Below are 19,334 nucleotides of genomic sequence, written 5' to 3'. Positions count from 1 at the left end.
GTCACATCCCAGAAGCGGAACGCGGAGCGTCCCTGGCGGCATTCCCACGCGGAGCGTGGGGACGATCGACTGGAGTATGCCTGGCTATTCCTGGACCAATCCCCTCCCCAATCCCCGCCTATACTTCTCTGCCAATCCCCCCTGGGGCCTGCACTTCCAACAATAAAAAGCAGAGGTGGAACATGGTCTGGCAACAAGTCTACGATCCCTTCGGTAATGCGGTGCTGTCGACGCTCCTGGCGGCGGTTCCGGTGGTGGTGATGCTGGCGTCCCTGGCGTTCTTTCATGTCAAGGCACACCTGGCGGCGTTGATGGCCCTGGCCTCGGCCTTGCTGATCGCGATCTTCGCCTTCGGCATGCCCGCCGGCATGGCCGGTTCGGCGGCACTTTACGGCGCGGCCAACGGGCTGCTGCCCATTGGCTGGATTGTCCTCAACATCATCTTCCTGCACCGGCTGACCACCGAGAACGGCTCGTTCAAGGTCCTGCAGGATTCCCTCGCACGCATCACCGACGACCGGCGCCTGCAATTGCTGCTGATCGCCTTTTGCTTCGGTGCGTTCTTCGAGGGCGCGGCGGGTTTCGGCACGCCGGTGGCGGTGACCGGGGCGATCCTGATCGGGCTGGGCTTCTCCCCCTTGGCCGCCTCGGGCCTGGCGCTGATCGCCAACACCGCGCCCGTGGCCTTCGGCGCCCTGGGCACGCCGATCATCACTCTGGCCAAAGTCACCGGGCTGGATGAGATGGAGCTGTCGATGATGGTCGGTCGGCAGTTGCCGTTTTTCTCGGTGCTGGTGCCGTTCTGGTTGATCTGGGCGTTTGCCGGGTGGCGCAAGATGCTGGAGATCTGGCCGGCGATTCTGGTGGCCGGCGTCAGCTTCGCTATCCCGCAGTTCCTGGTGTCGAACTACCACGGGCCGATGCTGGTGGATGTGATTGCCGCGCTGATTTCCATGGCCTGCCTCACCGGTTTTCTAAAGGTCTGGAAACCGGCCACAGTGCACACCTCCGCCGCGTTGTCGGGACGGGTCGATGACTCGAAAATCGACGCCAGCGAAGATGAAAAACCGCAGGCCAGCACCACCTTTTCCAGTGATGCGCGACCGGCAGTGCTGCGGGCCTGGATGCCATGGATCATCCTTACAGTCTTCGTGTTCGCCTGGGGCACCCAGAGTTTCAAGAACCTGTTCGATACCCGCCCGGCGCTGGACCCGCAGACCCAATCGGCCAAGCTCGACCCCCAAGGCAAGCCGATGCGTGAGGCCAACCCGATCTTCTCGCCCCTGGTGACCTTCGGCACCATCCACCAGCAGATCGAAAAAGTCCCGCCCGTGGTGCCCCAGCCTAAAACCGAGGAAGCGGTCTACAAGTTCAACTGGTTCACCGCCACCGGCAGCGGCATCTTCCTGGCGGCGATTCTCGGTGGCTTGCTGATGGGCTATTCCATCCCGCAACTGCTGCACCACTACCTGCGAACGCTCTGGGTGGTGCGCTACTCGCTGATCACCATCGTGGCAATGTTGGCCCTGGGGTTTCTCACGCGCTACTCAGGCCTGGACGCGACCATGGGCCTGGCCTTCGCCGCCACCGGTATTTTCTACCCCCATGTTCGGCACTTTGCTGGGCTGGCTCGGCGTGGCGCTGACCGGTTCGGACACGGCGTCCAATGTGCTGTTCGGTGGTTTGCAACGGGTGACAGCGGAACAGTTGGGGATCAGCCCGGTGCTGATGGCTGCGGCCAACAGTTCCGGCGGGGTCATGGGCAAGATGGTCGACGCCCAGTCGATCGTGGTCGCCTCCACCGCGACCCGTTGGTACGGTCACGAAGGCGAGATCCTGCGCTACGTGTTTTTCCACTCGGTGGTGCTGGCGATTCTGGTGGGCGGGCTGGTGACGTTGCAGGCGTATGTGGCGCCGTTCACGCATATGGTCGTCGGCGGACATTGATAGATAGGGACGTTGATCGTTCCCACGCTCCCGCGTGGGAATGCATCCACTGACGCTCTGCGTCACGCTTAACGGAACGCGGAGCGTCCCGGGCGGCATTCCCACGCGGAGCGTGGGAACGATCAAAACAACGGTGTTACTGAACGTTTTTCAGCTTGACCACATCACCGGACACCGAGGTGGTGTAGCCGGTCAGGACCCAGGCCCAGAACCAGTTTTCCTGGACTTGGGTGTTGATCATGGCGTCGCCGCCCTTGGCCTTGATCGCCGCGTCCTGGGCACGCACGAAACGGTTGTTCTGGCGAATCGGGATCACGCCGAACAGCAGCAGGCCGGTGGCCTTGGCTTCGCTGTGGCCGACAACGGTGTATTGGCTGCTGTCGTATTGCTGGGTTTTCATCGGGGTGCCGGTGCAACCCGCCAGGACCAGGCCGAACACTGCGCAGGCGACAACTTTGCTGATGTGGTTCATTGAATACTCCATGAGAAAACGCCCGGGATCCGTCTCTCGGGCGGCGCGTACTCTAACCGATCAGCAACAAATTGACACACGATAATCCGCCCAATTCAGCGTCTGGAAGGCTCATCGCAGAGCCATCCGTCAGTTGCGTCTCCAGCGAAGCAGGCCCTCGTCGATAACATGGAAACTGCGCCACGGAAGGCAGTTCTTGCCTTGACGGCCGATAGGTAACGGCCGGTCCCGTTGGAGGGTTTTATCATGATTGACGTGACTGTCTGGAGCGTAACCCTGCCGGTGCAAACGCCGGCGCAGGTCGTGGCGACCAAAGCCATGCCGACCTTGAAGAACAAGTATTTCGACAATAACGGCCAGCGGATCATCTTCTGGGCGCCCGTCACCGGCTCCCATACCGGTAACAGCAAATACCCGCGCTCCGAGCTGCGGGAAACCAGCAGGGACGGGAAACACCGCAACTGGCGCTACAACAGCGGCACCAACACCCTCAAGGGCGAGCTGTCGGTGAACCAGGTGCCTTCCGAAGGCCGCGTGGTAGTGGCGCAGATTCACGCCAAGGACGCGCCGACGCCGTTGTTGAAACTGGTGTACCGCTACGAAAAGGGCACCGGCAATATCGACGTGGAATACCGGGTCAAGCCCAAGGACAAGAAGAGCCCGGTGATCTACACCGTGCCCAAGGTGCCGTTGAACAAATCCTTCTCGTACACGCTGCAAATGGACAAGCAAGGCCAGCTCTCGGTGCTGATCGGCAACGGTGGCAAACAGGTGAAGCTGGACAAGTCCTGGCAGGGCTACAACTTCTATTTCAAGGCCGGCGTCTACACCTTGGACAACAAAGGCTATTCCAATGAAGGCGGGAAAGTGACCTACACCAAACTGAGCGCCAGTCACAAATGACTGACGCCCAGCCCTGCTTCAGGCCTTTGACGGCGCAACGAGCGCTTGCTGGCCACGGAAGGTAAACAGGAAGCAGACCAACACCAGCAACGCGAAACCGGCCGGGAACAGCCAGATGCTTTTCCAATCGTGGCCGCCCTCCAGGACAAAGTGATCGGTCACCTGCCCCGCCACCCAGAAACCGATCAACATCCCCACACCATAGGTCGCCAGGGTAATCAGGCCCTGGGCCGAGCTGCGAAAGCGCTCCGGTGCCTTGGCGTCGGTGTAGATCTGCCCCGAGACAAAAAAGAAGTCATAGCAGATGCCGTGCAGGGCAATGCCGGTGAACAGCATGAACGCCAGGTCGCCGTTATTGCCGTAGGCGAACAACACGTAGCGCAACGCCCACGCCAACATACCCACCAATAGCGCCAGCTTGATGCCGAAGCGCTGGATGAACAGCGGCAACAGCAGCATGAACAACACTTCCGAGACCTGCCCGATGGCCATTTTCGCCGTGGGGTTGGTCATCCCGGTTTCGGCCAGGAACGGGTTGGCATTCTGGTAATAGAACGCCAAGGGGATGCAGATCAGGATCGAGGCGATGAAGAACACCAGGTAGCTGCGATCCTTCAACAGACCCAACGCGTCCAGCCCCAGCAGTTGCTTGACGCCACCAGCGCTGGCCTGTTCCTTGAGCGGTGCCGTGGCCGGCAGCGTGAAGCTGTAGAGTCCCAGGACCAGGGACGCGATGGCCGCCATCAGGAAGGTATTGCGCAAGCCGCCTGCCGAGATCGCTTCGCGCGAATCCCAGGCGAACACAAAACTGATCACCACGCCGGCGACGATCCAGCCAATCGTGCCCCACACCCGGATGCGCGAGAACTCCAGCGCCGGGTCGCGCATTTGCCGGAACGCCACGGAATTGACCAGGGCCAGCGTCGGCATGTAGACCACCATGTACGCCAGCACGTACGGGTAGAACACGCTGAAATCCGCCGCCGAATACAGCTGATACAGCAACACCGCGCCCAGCAGGTGCAACACCGCCAGGATCCGTTCGGCATTGAAGTAGCGGTCGGCGATCAGGCCGATGACAAACGGCGCAATGATCGCCCCCCACGACTGCGTGGAAAACGCCATGCCGATCTGCCCGCCGCTGGCGCCCAGCGTGCTGGAGAGAAAAGTCCCCAGGGTGACGAACCAGCCACCCCAGATAAAGAACTGCAGGAACATCATCACGCTGAGGCGTGCGTTCATCGTGGTCATGACAGTCACCGTTTTATTGTTGTTCTTGTGAAAAAAAACTCACCGCTTTTGATACAAAAAGACCTCAACTGTGGGAGCAAGGCTTGCCCGCGATGGCCGCGCCGCGGTCTAACCGTTGAACCGCGTTTTCGTTCATCGCGGGCAAGCCTTGCTCCCACAATGGGTTTGCTTGCCATTGGGTTTTGGCCACAGGGTTTTGGGTGGATGAGTTACCTCAACAGGCCCAACAGCCGCCGATTGGAGTCTTCATCCGCCGTGACACCAGCAAAATCGTCGAACGCCTTGCGAGTCTTGCTGATCATGTGCCGCTGGATGAACGCCGCCCCTTCTGCCGCGCCCTGTTGCGAATCCTTCAGGCAGCACTCCCATTCCAGGACCGCCCAACCGCTGAAATCGTATTGGGTCAGTTTGCTGAAGATCGATTTGAAATCGATCTGGCCATCGCCCAACGAACGGAACCGCCCAGGCCGATCGACCCAGCCCTGGTAACCGCCATACACCCCGGAACGAGCATCGGGGCGGAACTCGGCGTCCTTGACGTGGAACATGCGGATGCGCGCGTGGTAGTGATCGATGAAACCCAGATAGTCCATCTGTTGCAGCAGCAGATGGCTGGGGTCGTAGAGGATCGCCGCCCGCGGGTGATGATCGACCGCGTCGAGGAAGCGCTCGAACGAGGCCCCGTCGTGGAGGTCTTCGCCGGGGTGGATTTCGTAGCACAGGTCCACCCCCGCCGCGTCGAAGCAGTCGAGAATCGGTAACCAGCGCCGGGCCAGTTCGGTGAAACCCTGCTCCACCAGGCCGGCCGGGCGCTGCGGCCAGGGGTAGAGATACGGCCACAGCAGCGCACCGGAAAACGTCGCATGGGCCTTGAGGCCCAACCGCTGGCTGGCGCGGGCGGCCAGTTTGAGTTGCTCGATCGCCCACTCGGTCCGCGCCAGGGGCTGGCCGCGCAGATGGGCCGGGGCGAAGTCGTCGAACAGCGCGTCGAACGCCGGGTGCACCGCCACCAACTGGCCTTGCAGGTGCGTCGATAACTCGCTGATCTCGACACCGGCCTGGGCACAGGTGGCCTTGAGTTCATCGCAATAATCCTGGCTCTCGGCGGCCCGGGCCAGGTCGATGTATTGGGTGCCCGACGTCGGTAGTTGAATGGCCTTGTAGCCTTGCGACGCCGCCCACTGGGCGATGTTGGCCAGGGTGTCGAACGGCGCTTCGGCGGACATGAATTGCGCCAGGAAAATGCCTGGGCCACGCAGGCCGCTCGGTGGTGTGTCGAGGGTATTCACAATAGGGATGCTCCGGTCTGCACGGCGGTCCATTTCGCCTCGCCACGGTGGTTGAGGATGGCGGCCTCGATAAATGCCATGCCCCGCAAACCGGTCTCGATGCCGGGCACGCCAGGGGCGTCAGGGCCTTCGACATGGTTGCGAATGGCGTGGGCGAAATCGCCGTAGAGGTTGGCCATGGCCTCCAGGTAGCCCTCGGGATGCCCGGCCGGCAGGCGCATGCGCCGAGTGGCCGCCGCGCACAGCCACGGCTGGCCGACACCGCTACGCAAGATGCGCAGGGGTTGGTCAAAGGCGCGATGGATCAGGCTCGCCGGCTCTTCCTGGCGCCACTCCAGGGCACCCTTGTCACCGTAGACGCGAATCTTCAGCGGGTTCTCTTCACCGGTGCAGACCTGGCTTGCGATCAACGCGCCGCTGGCACCGCTCGCCATCTTGAACAGCATCGCGGCGTCGTCATCCAATTGCCGGCCCGGGATGTGCGTACCCAAGGCGGCGCATAGCTGTTGGATAGGCTGGTCTGCGACGAACTCGGCCAGGGAAAACGCGTGGGTGCCGATGTCGCCGATGCAACCGCCCAGGCCGGACTGCCCGGGGTCGTCGCGCCACTCGGCCTGTTTATTGCCTTGGGCGGCGACATCCTGGCTGAGCCAGCCTTGGGGGTACTCGACCAGCACTTTGCGCACCTGGCCGATCTCGCCCGAACGCACCATCTCCCGCGCCTGCCAAACCATGGGATAGCCCAGGTAGGTGTGGGCCAGGCCGTAGAGGCAACGGCTGCCTTGCAGCACTTCCTTGAGGGCCAGCAACTCGTTGAGGTCCAGCGCGGCGGGTTTCTCGCTGAACACATGGAAACCGGCTTTCAAGGCCTGGCTGGCGATAGGCGCATGGAGGTGATTGGGCGTGACGATCACCAGCAGTTCCATGCGCTGATCCAGCGGCAGCAGCGCTTCGGTGTCGAGCATCTGCTGCCAATCGTGGTAGCAACGCGACGCTGGCAGGCCCAGGGCCGCGCCGGTCTGCCGAGTGTTGTGAGGGTCGCGGCTGAACGCGCCGCAGACCAATTCGAAACCGCCGTCCAGGCCCGCGGCCTGACGATGGGCCTGGCCGATGAACGCGCCCTCTCCACCGCCGACGAAGCCCATTCTTATTTTCGGTGCTACAGGATTCATCGCGATTGTCTTCCTGTCAGGATGATGATGTAACCGGTTACATCATGGCGGAAATCTAGGCTCACTTTTCCTGCGTGTCAAACCCCACGAGGTCACGCATGAACATTTGTGAGGCGCTCAACCTGCGGTAAGCTCCCCAACCGTAGCCCCTGCCCCCCGAGGTGATTTTGTCCAACATTCGTGAAGTGGCCCGGCTGGCCGGTGTTTCGGTGGCCACGGTGTCCAGAACCCTGAAATCGCCCGAACGGGTGCTTCCCGAGACGCGGGACAAGGTCAACGCGGCGGTGGAACAGGCCGGCTATCGGCCCAACCTGATGGCGGTGCAATTTCGCTCCCGGCGCACCGGCAACCTGGTGATCCTGGTGCCGACCATCGCCAATACGTTTTTCGCCCGGGTCATCAGCGGCGCGCAGCAGGCCGCGCAGGCGGCGGGTTATCGATTGCTGCTGTGCGACACCCAGGGCCGCGCGCAGATCGAGCGGGAATTCGCCGCGCTGGTCTACGCCCACCAGGCCGACGGGGTGATCCAGCTACGCGCCAGCGATCCTTTCGAATCGATGCCCGCAGGTGCCGAAAGCCTGCCGCTGGTCAACGCCTGCGAAGTGGTCAAGCACGCCCCCTACCCGACCATCAGCCTCGACAACCGCGCCGCCGCCCAGGCCATGACCGAGCACCTGATCGGCCTCGGCCACCGCCGCATCGGCATCATCAAGGGCCCCCGCAGCAGTCCCTTGACCCTGGACCGCGTGGCCGGCTACCAGGATGCCCTGAGCCAGGCCGGTATCGCCGTCGACCCCAGCCTGATCTGCCATGGCGACTTCACCTTGAAGGCCGGTGATGACGGCGCAGGCGCGATGTTGGCGCTGGCCGATCGGCCCAGCGCGCTGTTCTGTGAAAACGACGAGATGGCCATCGGCGCGCTCAGGCGTATCAAGCAAATGGGCCTGCGGGTGCCCGAAGATATTTCCCTGGTGGGGTTTGACGACATCCCCTTCGCCGCCTATTGCGACCCGCCCCTGACCACCATTTCACAGCCTGCCGAAATCTTTGGGGAAAAAGCGGTGGAGATGCTGATTGCCCTGATCGAGAAGAAGCCGATTGCCGAACGGCATGTGGTGTTGCCGTTTGAGTTGACGGTGCGAGGCAGTACGGCGCCCCTTGCATAACCAGGAACCTGTGGCGAGGGAGCTTGCTCCCGCTGGGGCGCGCTATGTAGGAGCTGTGTAGGAGCTCTCGAGCGGAGCGAGGCTGCGATCTTTCCACTGACAATTGAGTCAAAAGCGAAAGATCAAGATCAAAAGATCGCAGGCTTCGCCAGCTCCTACAGAGCCCAGCGGGAGCAAGCGCCCTCGCCACAAAAAAGCCTTTACGGCCGCTCGACTCGCCACCGCCCCCGTTTGAACTACAGTGGAAAGACTCTGCATACAGCCATAACAAGACGGAGAGGTCCCCCATGCGAGTCAACAAGCGCTTCACCCTTCTGGCCGCCGCGGCAGCCTTGGTGGTCAGCACCACGGCCCAGGCAGCCCCGGTGTATATCAACATCCTGACGGGGGGGACCAGTGGGGTTTATTACCCGATCGGGGTCGGGCTTTCACAGATCTACAGCAACGGCATCCAGGACGCCAAGACGTCAGTGCAATCCACCAAGGCCTCGGTGGAAAACCTCAACCTGCTGCAAGCCGGTCGTGGTGAGCTGGCCCTGGCGCTGGGTGACTCGGTGGCGGACGCCAAGAACGGTGTGGAAGACGCCGGGTTCAAGGCGCCGTTGACCAAGCTGCGCGCCATTGCCGGCGCCTACCCCAATTACATCCAGATCGTCGCCAGCCAGGAGTCCGGCATCAAGACCCTGGCCGACCTCAAGGGCAAGACCGTTTCCGTCGGCGCGGCAAAATCCGGCACCGAACTCAATGCCCGGGCCATCTTCAAGGCCGCGGGGCTGACCTACCAGGACATGAAGGTCCAGTACCTGCCATTCGCCGAGTCGGTGGACTTGATCAAGAACCGCCAACTGGATGCCACGCTGCAGTCCTCAGGCCTGGGGATGGCGGCCATTCGCGACCTGGCCTCGACCATGGCGCTGAGTTATGTGTCGGTGCCCACCGATGTGGTGGAAAAAATCGGTAACCCGGCCTACCAGAGCGCAATGATTCCGGCCAATACCTACGACGGCCAAACCGACGCCGTACCGACCGTGGCCATCACCAACATTCTGGTCACCCGCGAGGATGTCCCGGATGAGGTGGCGTACCAGATGACCAAGCTGCTCTTCGAGAACCTCACTCGCCTGGGCACTTCCCATTCGGCGGCCAAGGACATCACCCTGAAAAATGCCGCGAAAAACCTGCCGATCGCACTCCACCCGGGTGCCGAGCGCTACTACAAGGAAGTGGGCGCGCTGTAACACCCTATGCATCAACGGCGCCCGTCGCCGTTGATGCATCGTGTTTTCGCCCCTTGAATGTGAACAGAAGGCAGGCACCTCATGAGTGAAGACCAGCACGGCATCGCCACGGACCCGCGGGACTGGCCCAAGACACTGTTTTACGTGGCCTTGCTGTTTTCAGTGTTCCAGATCGTCACCGCCGCGTTTTCTCCGGTTTCCAGCATCGTACTGCGGGCGGTGCATGTCGGCTTTCTGCTGTGGGTGGTGTTCCTCAGCTACCCGGCCTATGGCAGGCAGCGTCCCTGGCAACCCCTGGCCTGGGTCCTGAGCCTGGGGGGCGTGGCGACGGCGCTCTATCAATGGGTGTTCGAAGCCGACCTGATCCAGCGCTCTGGCGACCTGACCACCGCCGACATGATCATCGGCGTGATCCTGATCGTGCTGGTCTTCGAAGCCGCACGGCGGGTGATGGGCATCGCGCTGCCGATCATCTGCGGCCTGTTCCTGGCCTATGGCCTGTTCGGCGAATACCTGCCAGGCGATTTGGCCCATCGTGGCTATGGCGTCGATCAAATCATCAACCAACTGTCGTTCGGCACCGAAGGTTTGTACGGCACGCCGACCTACGTGTCGGCAACCTATATCTTCCTGTTCATCCTGTTCGGCGCTTTCCTGGAAAAGGCCGGCATGATCAAGCTGTTCACCGATTTCGCCATGGGCCTGTTCGGCCACAAACTGGGCGGGCCGGCGAAAGTGGCGGTGGTGTCATCGGCGCTGATGGGCACCATCACCGGCTCGGGCATCGCCAACGTTGTCACCACCGGGCAATTCACCATCCCGTTGATGAAGCGCTTCGGCTACAAGGCCGCGTTTGCCGGCGGTGTGGAAGCGACTTCCAGCATGGGCAGCCAGATCATGCCGCCGGTAATGGGCGCGGTGGCCTTCATCATGGCCGAAACCATCAATGTGCCATTTGTTGAAATCGCCAAGGCGGCGCTGATACCCGCTTGCCTGTACTTCGGCTCGGTATTCTGGATGGTTCACCTGGAAGCCAAGCGCTCCGACCTCAAGGGCCTGCCCAAGGACCAGTGCCCCAGCGCCTGGGGTGCGGTCAAGGAAAGCTGGTTCCTGCTGATCCCGCTCGCGGTGTTGGTCTACCTGTTGTTTTCCGGACGCACACCGCTGTTTTCCGGCATGGTGGGCCTGGCATTGACAGCTATCGTGATTCTCGGCTCGGCGATCATTCTCAAGGTCTCGAACTACGCTTTGCGCTGTGCCTTCTGGATCGCCTTGGGGCTGCTCTGCGTCGGTTTTTTCCGGTTGGGCATCGGTGTCGTGTTCGCGGTGATCGGCGTGTTGGTGGTGACCTGCTGGTTCATGCAAGGCACGCGGGAAACCCTCGTCATCTGCCTGCATGCGTTGGTAGATGGTGCGCGTCATGCCGTTCCTGTGGGGATCGCCTGCGCCTTGGTGGGCAGCATCATCGCGGTGGTCTCGCTGACCGGTGTGGCTTCCACCTTTGCCGGCTACATCCTCGCCATCGGCAGGGACAACCTGTTGCTGTCGCTGATCCTCACCATGCTCACTTGCCTGGTGCTGGGCATGGGCATCCCGACCATTCCCAACTACATCATCACCAGCTCGATCGCCGCGCCCGCCCTGCTGGAACTGGGCGTGCCGCTGATCGTGTCGCACATGTTCGTGTTCTATTTCGGCATCCTCGCCGACCTGACCCCACCGGTGGCGCTGGCCTGTTTCGCCGCCGCGCCCATTGCCCGGGAAAGTGGCCTGAAGATCAGCTTCTGGGCGGTGCGCATCGCCCTCGCCGGCTTCGTCATTCCGTTCATGGCGGTCTATAACCCGGCACTGATGCTTCAAGGCGACAACCTGTGGATGACCGCGTACATGCTGATCAAGACGTTGTTGGCCGTCGGGCTTTGGGGCATGGCGTCCACCGGCTATCTGCAACAAAAGATGCCGGTCTGGGAGCGCCTGCTGTGTTTTGCGGCTGGCGCGTTGCTGGTGGTGGCCCTGCCGCTGACCGACGAGATTGGCTTCGTGCTGGCCGGGCTGATGATCTTCCAGCACATCTGGCGCTCGCGGCGTGCCGGACGGGCCTTGGCGTGATCGGTTTGTGCCTGGGCCTGGCCGGGGTGGCCTGGGCACAACTTCCCGTTGCCGATTTCACGCTGGCATGGAACCACACCATCGAGAAGGTCCGCTGGGAGGAAGATTATCGCGTGACCGCACAGGGGCTGGTCCTGGGTGAAGCCAGGGTCAAAGGCAATGGCGCGGGCATGGAGATACCCGAAGGCGCCCGGCTGGAAAATGGCAGTTGGCACTACCAACGCCAGATGCCGCCGCTGCAACCGCTGAAGCTGGGCCGTACGCCGCAGGCCGGCGATTATCAATTGTGTTTCGATGGCCGTTGTCGGCCGATGAGCCATTGGCTGGGGCCGCCGACAGAGGGCCAGCCGACCGTGGAGCTATGGAGTTGCGGACAATCCTGAACCCATCAGAAAACACAGAACATCCGTGGCCAGCGATTACCCCCGCTGGCGCGCGCCCTGTAGGAGCCGTGTGGGAGCTGTGTAGGAGCTGTGTAGGAGCTGTGTAGGAGCTGTCGAGTGCAACGAGGCTGCGATCTTTCCCCAGACACTTGAATCTCAAGTGAAAGATCAAGATCAAGATCAAGATCAAGATCAAGATCAAAAGATCGCAGGCTTCGCCAGCTCCTACAGAGCCCAGCAGGAGCAACTCCTCGCCACAACGCAGAACCGTTCACTCAGGCAAACGTCGCCCCCCGTGTATTCACGAACAGCGAATACAACGAATGGCTGCCGGCCATGAACAACCGATTGCCTTCCCGCCCGCCGAAGCAGACGTTGGGGCAACGCTCCGGCAGGGAGATGTGCCCGATGGCCTTGCCTTCAGGGTTGAACACCCGCACGCCGTCGAGTTTTTCCAGGTCGGCCTTGGGGTCGCCATTACCGCCCCAACCGCACCAGAGGTTGCCGCTCTCGTCGCACTTGATTCCATCGATCGCAGCGTAATCCAGACCTTCGATGTGCTTGCGCCGCTCCCCCAGCGTGCCATCGTCCTTGACCGTGATTGCCCAGATCAAGCGGTTGGGCTTGGCCCGGCCTTCGACCACGTAGAGGATTTTCTCGTCCGGGGAAAAACACAACCCGTTCGGCCCCGCCAGGTCATCGATCACCCGAGTGACCTTGCCGTTTTCGCCGTCGATGCGATACACCGCGTGGGGCTGGACGGGGGTGACTTTGTGCCCCTCGTAGTTGTTGCCGGTCTGGAACGGCGGGTCAGTGAACCAGACCGAGCCATCACGCTTGCACACGATGTCGTTGGGCGAGTTCAGCGGCTTGCCTTCGAAACTGTCCGCCAGCACGGTGATAGTGCCGTTGTGCTCGGTGCGAGTGATGCGTCGGCCTTCGCTGGCGGTGGTGGAGCCTTCGCACACCAGCAGCCGGCCCTGGCGATCACGGCACATGCCGTTGGAGAAGTTGGAATTCTCGCGGTAGACCGACAGGCCACCGGTAATTTCATCCCAGCGCACGATGCGGTTGTTGGGAATGTCGCTGACCAGCAGGTAACGACCGTCACCGACCCACACCGGCCCTTCTGCCCAACGCAAACCGGTGGCGAGTTTCTCCACGCTGGCGTTGAAGATGCGCAAGTCCATGAAGCTGGGGTCAAGGATATTGATCAGCGGGTCCGGGTAACGCTGGCTCAAGGGTTCGGCCTGGGCGAGCCCTGGCAGGTTGCCAAGAGCGGCGGCAGCGGCCGAGACCACCAGGGACTTCTTCAGGAAGATCCGGCGGCCCTGATCGGCGGCGGTTGCAGATTGCGAAGCATCCATCGGTGCGTCTCCGTTAATTATTATTGGACGGGACGACAGTTTTACTACGTGATAAGACATCGTACAAGTATGCGAATCTGCTCTTGCGGACAGTCGATCAGGCCGGGTTCAGCGGTATACGAACGGTAAATGTCGTGCCGACTTGCGCCTCCGAGTGGACCTTGATGGTGCCCTGATGGGCCGATACGATCGCCGAAGCGATGTGCAGGCCAAGTCCGAGCCCAGCCGTGGAACCGTACTGCATTTCACTGCTGCACAGATTTCGGACCATTGGGTTGAAGATGTTGGCAATGGGCTCTTTCTCGATAGGCTTGCCCTGGTTGTTGATCGCGATCACGGCCATATCCTTTTCCACGCTCAACGAAACAGTCACCGGCGTGCCTTCGGCACCATGCTGGACGGCGTTGCCAATAAGGTTGGCAAATACTTGCTCCATGCGGGCGGGATCAAACCGCGCCTCCAGGGCACCGGTCGTTTCAAAGCGGATTTCGCTTTCCGGGTGATAGGCCCGCGCCTCCTCCACCATGCCTTCGCAGGCGGCCACCAGATCGCCGTTGAAACGCTGCACCGGAATACCCGAGCCAAGTTGGGTACGGGTGAAATCCAGCAGATCGCCGACGATTTTGTTGGCCCGCTTGACGCTGGTGTAGATACGCGAAGTGATCTTGGTGGCTTTGGCGGGCAGGTCCCCCGCCCGCAGCAGCACTTCGGAACTCAGCAGGATCGCGCCCAAGGGGCTGCGCAGGTCATGCCCCAGAATCCCGAGAAAGATGTTGCGCGACGCATCCACCGCCCCCGAGTAACTGACGACAGACTCGGCCAAGGCCTGGTCCACGGCCTCGTTGAATCGAATCAGATCGTCCATGACCTGTTTGTGATCCAGCTGCGTGTGCGGCATCCAGAGCATGAGCACACTGGTGCGCAGGGCCCGGTATTCGGAGACCATTTGTTCCACGGTGAAACCCGAGGACTGGCGGATGACCGCATGGGTTTCGGCGGCGGTTTCGGCATCCGCCGTCGGGGCCTCGCCGTGGGACTTGGCAATCGCCTCCTTGCGCGTTTGCGAGGTACGCAGGTCAGCGGCGATGGTGCGCAGCATCTGTTCGGCATGGTCGCGCAGGGCCACGGAATCCATGCCAATGGACGCGGGGGTGATGGTTTTGGCGAAGTCTTCCCACGCCTGAAGAATCGGCTCGATATTGTCGAGAATGAAATCGGCCAGGCGCATGGGTTTTTTCCGCAAGAAGGGCGATGCTGTAGACGACACAGCGGCCAAGTTTGTTGTACAGCAAAGCACCGGATAATGTGCGTAATGCTGTTCATTTTGATATTTCGCTGTGTTTTTTTTGGGGGGTGTATATCCGTTTCTGCGGTAACGGATATACACACCAAAGCAAGTAAACACCGAAGCAACCGCACCCATGCACCAAAACCCACAGGTCTGCGCACCTTGTCCCTTGCACCCCACGAGGTAAAAACCTTACAGTCGTACGACAACTTACAACTAAAAACAGTCGATCCAGGGCCTTTTGCCTTGGCGGCCGCCTTAGAGACACCTGCCATGACTCGCCCCATCGCTGCACCTGACACCCCCACGCCGTTACCCCGCCACCTCGCGGTGCTCGTCCTGCTGTGCATGGGCTGTGCCTTCGCCGGCAACCACGTCGCCGCGCGGGCCGCGTTCGATGACGGTGCCGGTGTGCTGCTGGCGATCTTGCTGCGCTCGGGCGGGACGCTGCTGGTGCTGGCTGCGATGGTGCTCTGGCAACGACAGAGCCTGCGCCTGCCGCCCGGTGCGTGGCGCTGGCAATTGGCACTGGGGCTGTTGATCGGCGCCCAGAGCCTGTGCCTGTACTCCGCCGTGGCGCGGGTGCCGGTGGCGTTGGCGCTGTTGGTGGGCAACGTGTTTCCGATCCTGCTGGCCTTGCTGACCTGGGCCCTGGGCGGGCCACGCCCGACGGCGCGCACCGCCGCGTTGATGGGCATGATCCTGGTGGGCCTGGTATTCGTGCTGGAAGTGCCGGCGCGGTTATCGTCTGGGCAAGGCGTCGGCCCGCAATGGCTGCTGGGGGTGGGCCTGGCCTTTTGCGCTGCTTGCGCCTTTGCCTGCGCACTGTGGATCACCGATCACAAGTTGTCCCAGGTGCGCGGCTCGGTGCGCAGCCTGCTGACGATCTTCATCGTCTTCAGCAGCGTCAACCTCGCCGGCCTGACCGGTGCCCTGCCCGGCGGTTTCGACCTGCCAGCCAGCAGCACCGGTTGGTTCGCCCTGGCGACCCTGGTGGTGCTCTACGGCACCGGCTTCACTGTGCTGTTCATTTCCGTGCCCCGCCTGGACATGCCGCGCAACGCCCCGGTGATGAACATCGAACCGCTGGCCACGCTGCTGATCGGCTGGCTGGTGCTGGACCAGATGCTCAACCCGGGCCAGGTGATGGGCGGCGCGATTGTGGTGACGGGCATCGTGCTGCTGACCTATCGCAAGGTCGAACGGGTCAAGGTGCCTGTGGCTGAAACGGCGAATTGAACTGACGCCCGCAGGGCTACCGTAGGAGCTGTCGAGTGCAACGAGGCTGCGATCTTGTCCCTGACAATTGAGTCGCAAGCGAAAGATCAAGATGATCAAGATCAAGATCAAGATCAAGATCAAGATCAAGATCAAGATCAAGATCAAGATCAAGATCAAAAGATCGCAGGCTTCGCCAGCTCCTACAGAGTGGGGCGACGTTTCGCTAAGTCCCCTCGCCACAATGGTGTCGTGCTAGCCGACAGATACTCTTCGCCTTCCTGAAACTTGTTTCCAAACCGACAGTCCTACCCCAGCCGTGAAAACCCCGCCGATCTGCAGCGACGGGTTTTCCAGCTGATCGGCGCCAAGCCTGGCGCCAAAGCACCTCTCCCTTCTTGAGCCGTTCGCCCCATGCGCCACCCTGTTCGCTCTTGCCGTTTCGTTTTGCTGTGCTTGCTTGCCCTGTTTCCCTTATTTGCCAGCCCCGCCCACGCCCGCGGCGAAAGGCAGCTGGTGGACGCCATCAACGATTTCCGTAGCCAGTCGCGCCGCTGTGAATGGCGCACGGTGCGTGCCACGCCGCCGCTGGTGCTGCGTTCGAGCCTGGGCTTGCCGATTGGTTTTCGCGGTGGCCTGCGGGAAACCTTGAAAGACGCCGGCTATCAAGCCCGGGCCGTGCGTAGCATCCGCCTGACCGATGCGCGGGACGCCGAAGAAGCCTTCGACATGTTGGCCGACGAACATTGCGCGGCGCTGCTGGACAACCAGTACGCCGACATCGGCGTCAATCGGGTCGGTGATGAATGGCGCGTGGTGCTGGCGCAGCCCATGGGTGGCTCACGGATAAGCGACGCGGGTGCGGCGGATAAGTCGCTGCTGGCCCAGGTCAACGCCGCCAGGGCCAAGCCACGGATGTGCGGACGCCAGCGCTTCGCAGCGGCCCGGCCGCTGAGCTGGAACGCCGCGTTGGGAACCGCCGCCCAAGGCCACAGCCGGTCGATGGCCCGCGAGAATTATTTCGCCCATCGCGACCCGAACGGTCGCTCCTCTTCCGATCGGGCCAAGAGCGCCGGCTTTCGCGGACGTAAACTGGGCGAGAACATCGCCGCCGGACAACGCTCGCCGAGCCAGGCCATGCACGATTGGCTCGCCAGCCCGGGGCACTGCGCCAACCTGATGAACCCGATGTTCACCCAGATGGGCGCAGCTTCCGCCAGCGATTCGCGCAGTGATGCGGGGGTGTACTGGACGATGGTGCTTGGTGCGCCGTGATGTGACGGACACCTTTGTGGCCAGGGAACCCTGGATTCTGTAGGCGCTGGCGAAGGCTCGGGCCGCGTTCGGACGATCTTTTGATTTTGATCTTTCACTCTTGACTCAATGGGCAGGGGAAAGATCGCAGCCTCGTTGCACTCGACAGCGCCTACACAGCGCCTACACGGCTCCTATGGGTCCCAGGCCATTGCGCAAGCCCCGCCTCACGCAGGTCGACGAACCGCCCTCACCTTGCCACTGCCACCGCCGCCACAGAAAAACCGGTCGGCCCCGTCGGACTCCAGCCCCGATACACCGGTCCCGGGCGGCATCGTTACGCTTTCCAGCACTTGCGCCGTTTGCGGATCGATACGCCGCAGGTCGCTCTCGTCGTTTTCCCAGGTGCCGTGCCAAAGCTCTCCATCGACCCAGGTCACGCCCGTGACAAAGCGGTTGGATTCGATGGTGCGCAGGACCCTGCCGTCGGCGGGATCGATCTGCAGTATCTTGCGCGCCTTGTACTGACCGACCCAGAGCGATCCTTCGGCCCACGCCAGGCCGGAATCGTCACCGCTGTTGGGGGCCGGAATCGTCGCCAATACCTGACCGGTGCGTGGATCGATCTTGCGGATGCTGTCGCCGGCGATCTGGAATAAATGCTCACCGTCAAACGCCGTGCCCGCATTCGCCGGGACATCGAGCGAATGCACGGTCTGGCCACTGGCGGGATCAAGGGCATGCAACTTGTCGCCTGAGGCGAACCAGACGCGCTCGCCGTCATGGCTCACGCCGTGCACGCAATCGACGCCCGGGAAAGGACCGTATTCACGCAGGATCTGTGCCTCTGAACGTTTCATCTCACTCGCCTCATCAGTGGTGTGTGACTGCAGCCTAACCCTCCGATGGCAGCGCAGTGAGTAACAATACCGTCGCGAATCCAGGCATCGGTGGCGCCAGCCAGCGACGGGCCCTGGCGCGCCCGAACGACTGCACCTTACCGGCGGCGGCCAGCGTCTCCAAGGCCCGCTGCACGCTACGCTGACTGATGTCCAGGGCCAGCGCCAGGGCTGAACTGGACCAGGCCTCACCGTCGGCCAGCAATGCCAGCACCGCGCCATAGGGCTCCTCGACCACTCGCGCCAGCACCACAACCTCATCGGCATGTCGCGGCATCAGGGCAAAACCGCGCGGGGTTGCCCTCACGTCAGCCAACGGACGAAGCGTGGCACGCAACCGCCCCATCTCGACCCGCAGCCGGGCGCGATGGGATTCATCCGTCAGTTTCAAGCCGAAGGCCTGGGTCATGAGCGTTTCCCTCGGCATATCGCCAGGCCAGGCTTGAGCCAGCCCTCGCGCCAGGGCGAACAATACCGGACGCCGGGCAAGACTGACCTGAATGCCGGCGCCGCTGATCCCATAGCGGCACGCGTCCACCACCAACGCCGGCCCGGCCAACAGCGCTTGCACCTCTCCCAGCAGGAGCAAGCGCTCCTGGCCTCGGGCGATCAGGCGCGCGGCGGGGGTGCGCAGTAGCCGCCAGGCGCTTTCAATTTCGGCGCTCAGCGCGCCGATTCCCGCTTGCCCTGCGGCTTGCCCGGCCCGTTCGAGGGCGGCGCGGGCGGCCTGTGTTTGCAACCGTCGCATGGCGATTCCCGCAGCTACTAACTCGCAAGCCGCCCGTGATGCCAAGGGCAGGCAGGCAAGCTCCAGGTCAACGAGCCTGCGTTCGGCCTCATCGAGCCGACCGATCAACAGCAGCCGACGGATTTCGATCGTATGGGCATGCGCAACGTTCGCCCGGTCGCCATGGGTTTCGAGCACCGCCCGCGCAGCGTCGAGGCGCTTCATCGGCCAAGCGAGGTCACGGGACGCCAGGGCGATTTCGCCTTCGGCGACCACACAGCGCGCCCGTGCCACGGCCTCCTTGGGCCCGAAGGCCGCACCTGCCCGACGCATCAGGGCCTTGGCCTTGGCCAGATCGCCCAGTTGCGCCATGGCGATGCCGCGAAGCGCGAGGGCCGGGGCATCGTTGCGCAAGGCAATGCGATTGAGCGCGGCGACGGGGTCCCCCGCTGCCAGTGCGCGCGCTGCCGTGGTGACCTCGTAATCCATGAACGATGACCTGGGTGACGAGGGAGCTTGCTCCCGCTGGACGCTGTAGGAGCTGACGAGTGTAACGAGGCTGCGATCTTTCCAGCGCTCATTGAGTCGAGAGCGAAAGATAAGATCAAAAGATCGCAGGCTTCGCCAGCTCCTACAGCCCAATCCAAGCAA

16 protein-coding genes and 1 pseudogene are annotated in these 19,334 nt (G+C 62.3%); 9 read left to right on the top strand and 8 right to left on the bottom strand.

Annotated elements, in window-relative coordinates:
• The first annotated feature begins 182 nt into the window (after positions 1 to 182).
• Positions 183 to 1,947: pseudogene (locus tag ASC85_RS09050) on the top strand (L-lactate permease).
• Between the two features lie 136 nt (positions 1,948 to 2,083).
• On the opposite strand, the gene ASC85_RS09045 reads toward ASC85_RS09050, so the two are convergent.
• Positions 2,084 to 2,419: a hypothetical protein gene (locus tag ASC85_RS09045; protein ID WP_057449062.1), complete on the bottom strand. Its 336-nt coding sequence runs from the start codon at positions 2,417 to 2,419 to the stop codon at positions 2,084 to 2,086.
• Between the two features lie 246 nt (positions 2,420 to 2,665).
• On the opposite strand from ASC85_RS09045, the gene ASC85_RS09040 reads away from it, so the two are divergent.
• Entirely contained in the window at positions 2,666 to 3,322 is a 657-nt protein-coding gene (locus ASC85_RS09040) for a polysaccharide lyase family 7 protein (protein WP_057449061.1), read from the top strand.
• Between the two features lie 18 nt (positions 3,323 to 3,340).
• Here the strand turns inward: ASC85_RS09040 and ASC85_RS09035 are convergent, their stop codons facing one another.
• The 3 genes from ASC85_RS09035 to ASC85_RS09025 form a co-directional block, all read right to left on the bottom strand.
• The gene (locus ASC85_RS09035; RefSeq protein ID WP_057449060.1) at positions 3,341 to 4,573 is read right to left on the bottom strand and encodes a nucleoside permease; all 1,233 of its coding nucleotides are present in this window, start codon (positions 4,571 to 4,573) and stop codon (positions 3,341 to 3,343) included.
• Positions 4,574 to 4,782: 209 nt separating this feature from the next.
• Positions 4,783 to 5,895: a sugar phosphate isomerase/epimerase family protein gene (locus ASC85_RS09030; protein ID WP_057449059.1), complete on the bottom strand. Its 1,113-nt coding sequence runs from the start codon at positions 5,893 to 5,895 to the stop codon at positions 4,783 to 4,785.
• Positions 5,859 to 7,034: a Gfo/Idh/MocA family protein gene (locus ASC85_RS09025; RefSeq protein WP_057449058.1), complete on the bottom strand. Its 1,176-nt coding sequence runs from the start codon at positions 7,032 to 7,034 to the stop codon at positions 5,859 to 5,861. The genes ASC85_RS09030 and ASC85_RS09025 overlap by 37 nt, the downstream gene beginning before the upstream one ends.
• 167 nt (positions 7,035 to 7,201) lie before the next feature.
• Between ASC85_RS09025 and ASC85_RS09020 the strand changes: the two genes are divergently transcribed.
• The 4 genes from ASC85_RS09020 to ASC85_RS09005 all read left to right on the top strand — a co-directional run bounded on the left by ASC85_RS09020 (position 7,202) and on the right by ASC85_RS09005 (position 11,930).
• On the top strand, positions 7,202 to 8,200 hold the full coding sequence (locus ASC85_RS09020) for a LacI family DNA-binding transcriptional regulator (protein ID WP_057449057.1): 999 nt from the start codon (positions 7,202 to 7,204) through the stop codon (positions 8,198 to 8,200).
• A 287-nt stretch (positions 8,201 to 8,487) separates the two neighbouring features.
• Positions 8,488 to 9,438: a TAXI family TRAP transporter solute-binding subunit gene (locus ASC85_RS09015; protein ID WP_057449056.1), complete on the top strand. Its 951-nt coding sequence runs from the start codon at positions 8,488 to 8,490 to the stop codon at positions 9,436 to 9,438.
• Positions 9,439 to 9,519: 81 nt separating this feature from the next.
• Positions 9,520 to 11,547: a TRAP transporter permease gene (locus ASC85_RS09010; protein ID WP_057449055.1), complete on the top strand. Its 2,028-nt coding sequence runs from the start codon at positions 9,520 to 9,522 to the stop codon at positions 11,545 to 11,547.
• Entirely contained in the window at positions 11,544 to 11,930 is a 387-nt protein-coding gene (locus ASC85_RS09005; RefSeq protein WP_057449054.1) for a DUF1850 domain-containing protein, read from the top strand. Before ASC85_RS09010 ends, ASC85_RS09005 begins: the two co-directional genes overlap by 4 nt.
• Positions 11,931 to 12,205: 275 nt before the next feature.
• Here ASC85_RS09005 and ASC85_RS09000 read toward each other — a convergent pair whose 3' ends face one another.
• Positions 12,206 to 13,297, bottom strand: coding sequence for an SMP-30/gluconolactonase/LRE family protein (locus ASC85_RS09000; RefSeq protein ID WP_057449053.1), 1,092 nt, complete (start codon positions 13,295 to 13,297; stop codon positions 12,206 to 12,208).
• Positions 13,298 to 13,394: 97 nt separating this feature from the next.
• Positions 13,395 to 14,525: a sensor histidine kinase gene (locus ASC85_RS08995; RefSeq protein WP_057449052.1), complete on the bottom strand. Its 1,131-nt coding sequence runs from the start codon at positions 14,523 to 14,525 to the stop codon at positions 13,395 to 13,397.
• Between the two features lie 333 nt (positions 14,526 to 14,858).
• On the opposite strand from ASC85_RS08995, the gene ASC85_RS08990 reads away from it, so the two are divergent.
• From ASC85_RS08990 to ASC85_RS08985, 3 genes are all read left to right on the top strand, one after another.
• Entirely contained in the window at positions 14,859 to 15,824 is a 966-nt protein-coding gene (locus ASC85_RS08990) for an EamA family transporter (RefSeq protein ID WP_027912006.1), read from the top strand.
• A 54-nt stretch (positions 15,825 to 15,878) separates the two neighbouring features.
• Positions 15,879 to 16,088, top strand: a complete 210-nt coding sequence (locus ASC85_RS32720; RefSeq protein ID WP_177343165.1) for a hypothetical protein — start codon at positions 15,879 to 15,881, stop codon at positions 16,086 to 16,088.
• 129 nt (positions 16,089 to 16,217) lie between these two features.
• A complete protein-coding gene (locus ASC85_RS08985; protein ID WP_057449051.1) occupies positions 16,218 to 17,078 on the top strand; it encodes a CAP domain-containing protein in 861 nt (286 codons plus the stop codon).
• Positions 17,079 to 17,284: 206 nt separating this feature from the next.
• On the opposite strand, the gene ASC85_RS08980 is transcribed toward ASC85_RS08985, so the two are convergent.
• Both ASC85_RS08980 and ASC85_RS08975 read right to left on the bottom strand, forming a co-directional pair.
• The gene (locus tag ASC85_RS08980) at positions 17,285 to 17,917 is read right to left on the bottom strand and encodes a Vgb family protein (RefSeq protein ID WP_057449050.1); all 633 of its coding nucleotides are present in this window, start codon (positions 17,915 to 17,917) and stop codon (positions 17,285 to 17,287) included.
• A gap of 34 nt (positions 17,918 to 17,951) precedes the next feature.
• Entirely contained in the window at positions 17,952 to 19,172 is a 1,221-nt protein-coding gene (locus tag ASC85_RS08975; RefSeq protein ID WP_057449049.1) for a hypothetical protein, read from the bottom strand.
• Between the last annotated feature and the right edge of the window lie 162 nt (positions 19,173 to 19,334).

The organism is Pseudomonas sp. Root401 (assembly GCF_001425105.1).
Classification (GTDB): Bacteria; Pseudomonadota; Gammaproteobacteria; order Pseudomonadales; family Pseudomonadaceae; genus Aquipseudomonas; species Aquipseudomonas brassicacearum.
The sequence above is the reverse complement of the archived record's forward strand: the minus strand, read 5'-3'. Positions and strand labels throughout refer to the sequence as shown.

Bases quoted from the DNA above. Each gene is read 5' to 3' on its own strand.
- ASC85_RS09045 (WP_057449062.1), bottom strand. From the start codon at position 2,419: ATGAACCACATCAGCAAAGTTGTCGCCTGCGCAGTGTTCGGCCTGGTC.
- ASC85_RS09040 (WP_057449061.1), top strand. From the start codon at position 2,666: ATGATTGACGTGACTGTCTGGAGCGTAACCCTGCCGGTGCAAACGCCG.
- ASC85_RS09035 (WP_057449060.1), bottom strand. From the start codon at position 4,573: ATGACCACGATGAACGCACGCCTCAGCGTGATGATGTTCCTGCAGTTC.
- ASC85_RS09030 (WP_057449059.1), bottom strand. From the start codon at position 5,895: ATGGACCGCCGTGCAGACCGGAGCATCCCTATTGTGAATACCCTCGAC.
- ASC85_RS09025 (WP_057449058.1), bottom strand. From the start codon at position 7,034: ATGAATCCTGTAGCACCGAAAATAAGAATGGGCTTCGTCGGCGGTGGA.
- ASC85_RS09015 (WP_057449056.1), top strand. From the start codon at position 8,488: ATGCGAGTCAACAAGCGCTTCACCCTTCTGGCCGCCGCGGCAGCCTTG.
- ASC85_RS09010 (WP_057449055.1), top strand. From the start codon at position 9,520: ATGAGTGAAGACCAGCACGGCATCGCCACGGACCCGCGGGACTGGCCC.
- ASC85_RS09000 (WP_057449053.1), bottom strand. From the start codon at position 13,297: ATGGATGCTTCGCAATCTGCAACCGCCGCCGATCAGGGCCGCCGGATC.
- ASC85_RS08995 (WP_057449052.1), bottom strand. From the start codon at position 14,525: ATGCGCCTGGCCGATTTCATTCTCGACAATATCGAGCCGATTCTTCAG.
- ASC85_RS08990 (WP_027912006.1), top strand. From the start codon at position 14,859: ATGACTCGCCCCATCGCTGCACCTGACACCCCCACGCCGTTACCCCGC.
- ASC85_RS08985 (WP_057449051.1), top strand. From the start codon at position 16,218: ATGCGCCACCCTGTTCGCTCTTGCCGTTTCGTTTTGCTGTGCTTGCTT.
- ASC85_RS08980 (WP_057449050.1), bottom strand. From the start codon at position 17,917: ATGAAACGTTCAGAGGCACAGATCCTGCGTGAATACGGTCCTTTCCCG.
- ASC85_RS08975 (WP_057449049.1), bottom strand. From the start codon at position 19,172: ATGGATTACGAGGTCACCACGGCAGCGCGCGCACTGGCAGCGGGGGAC.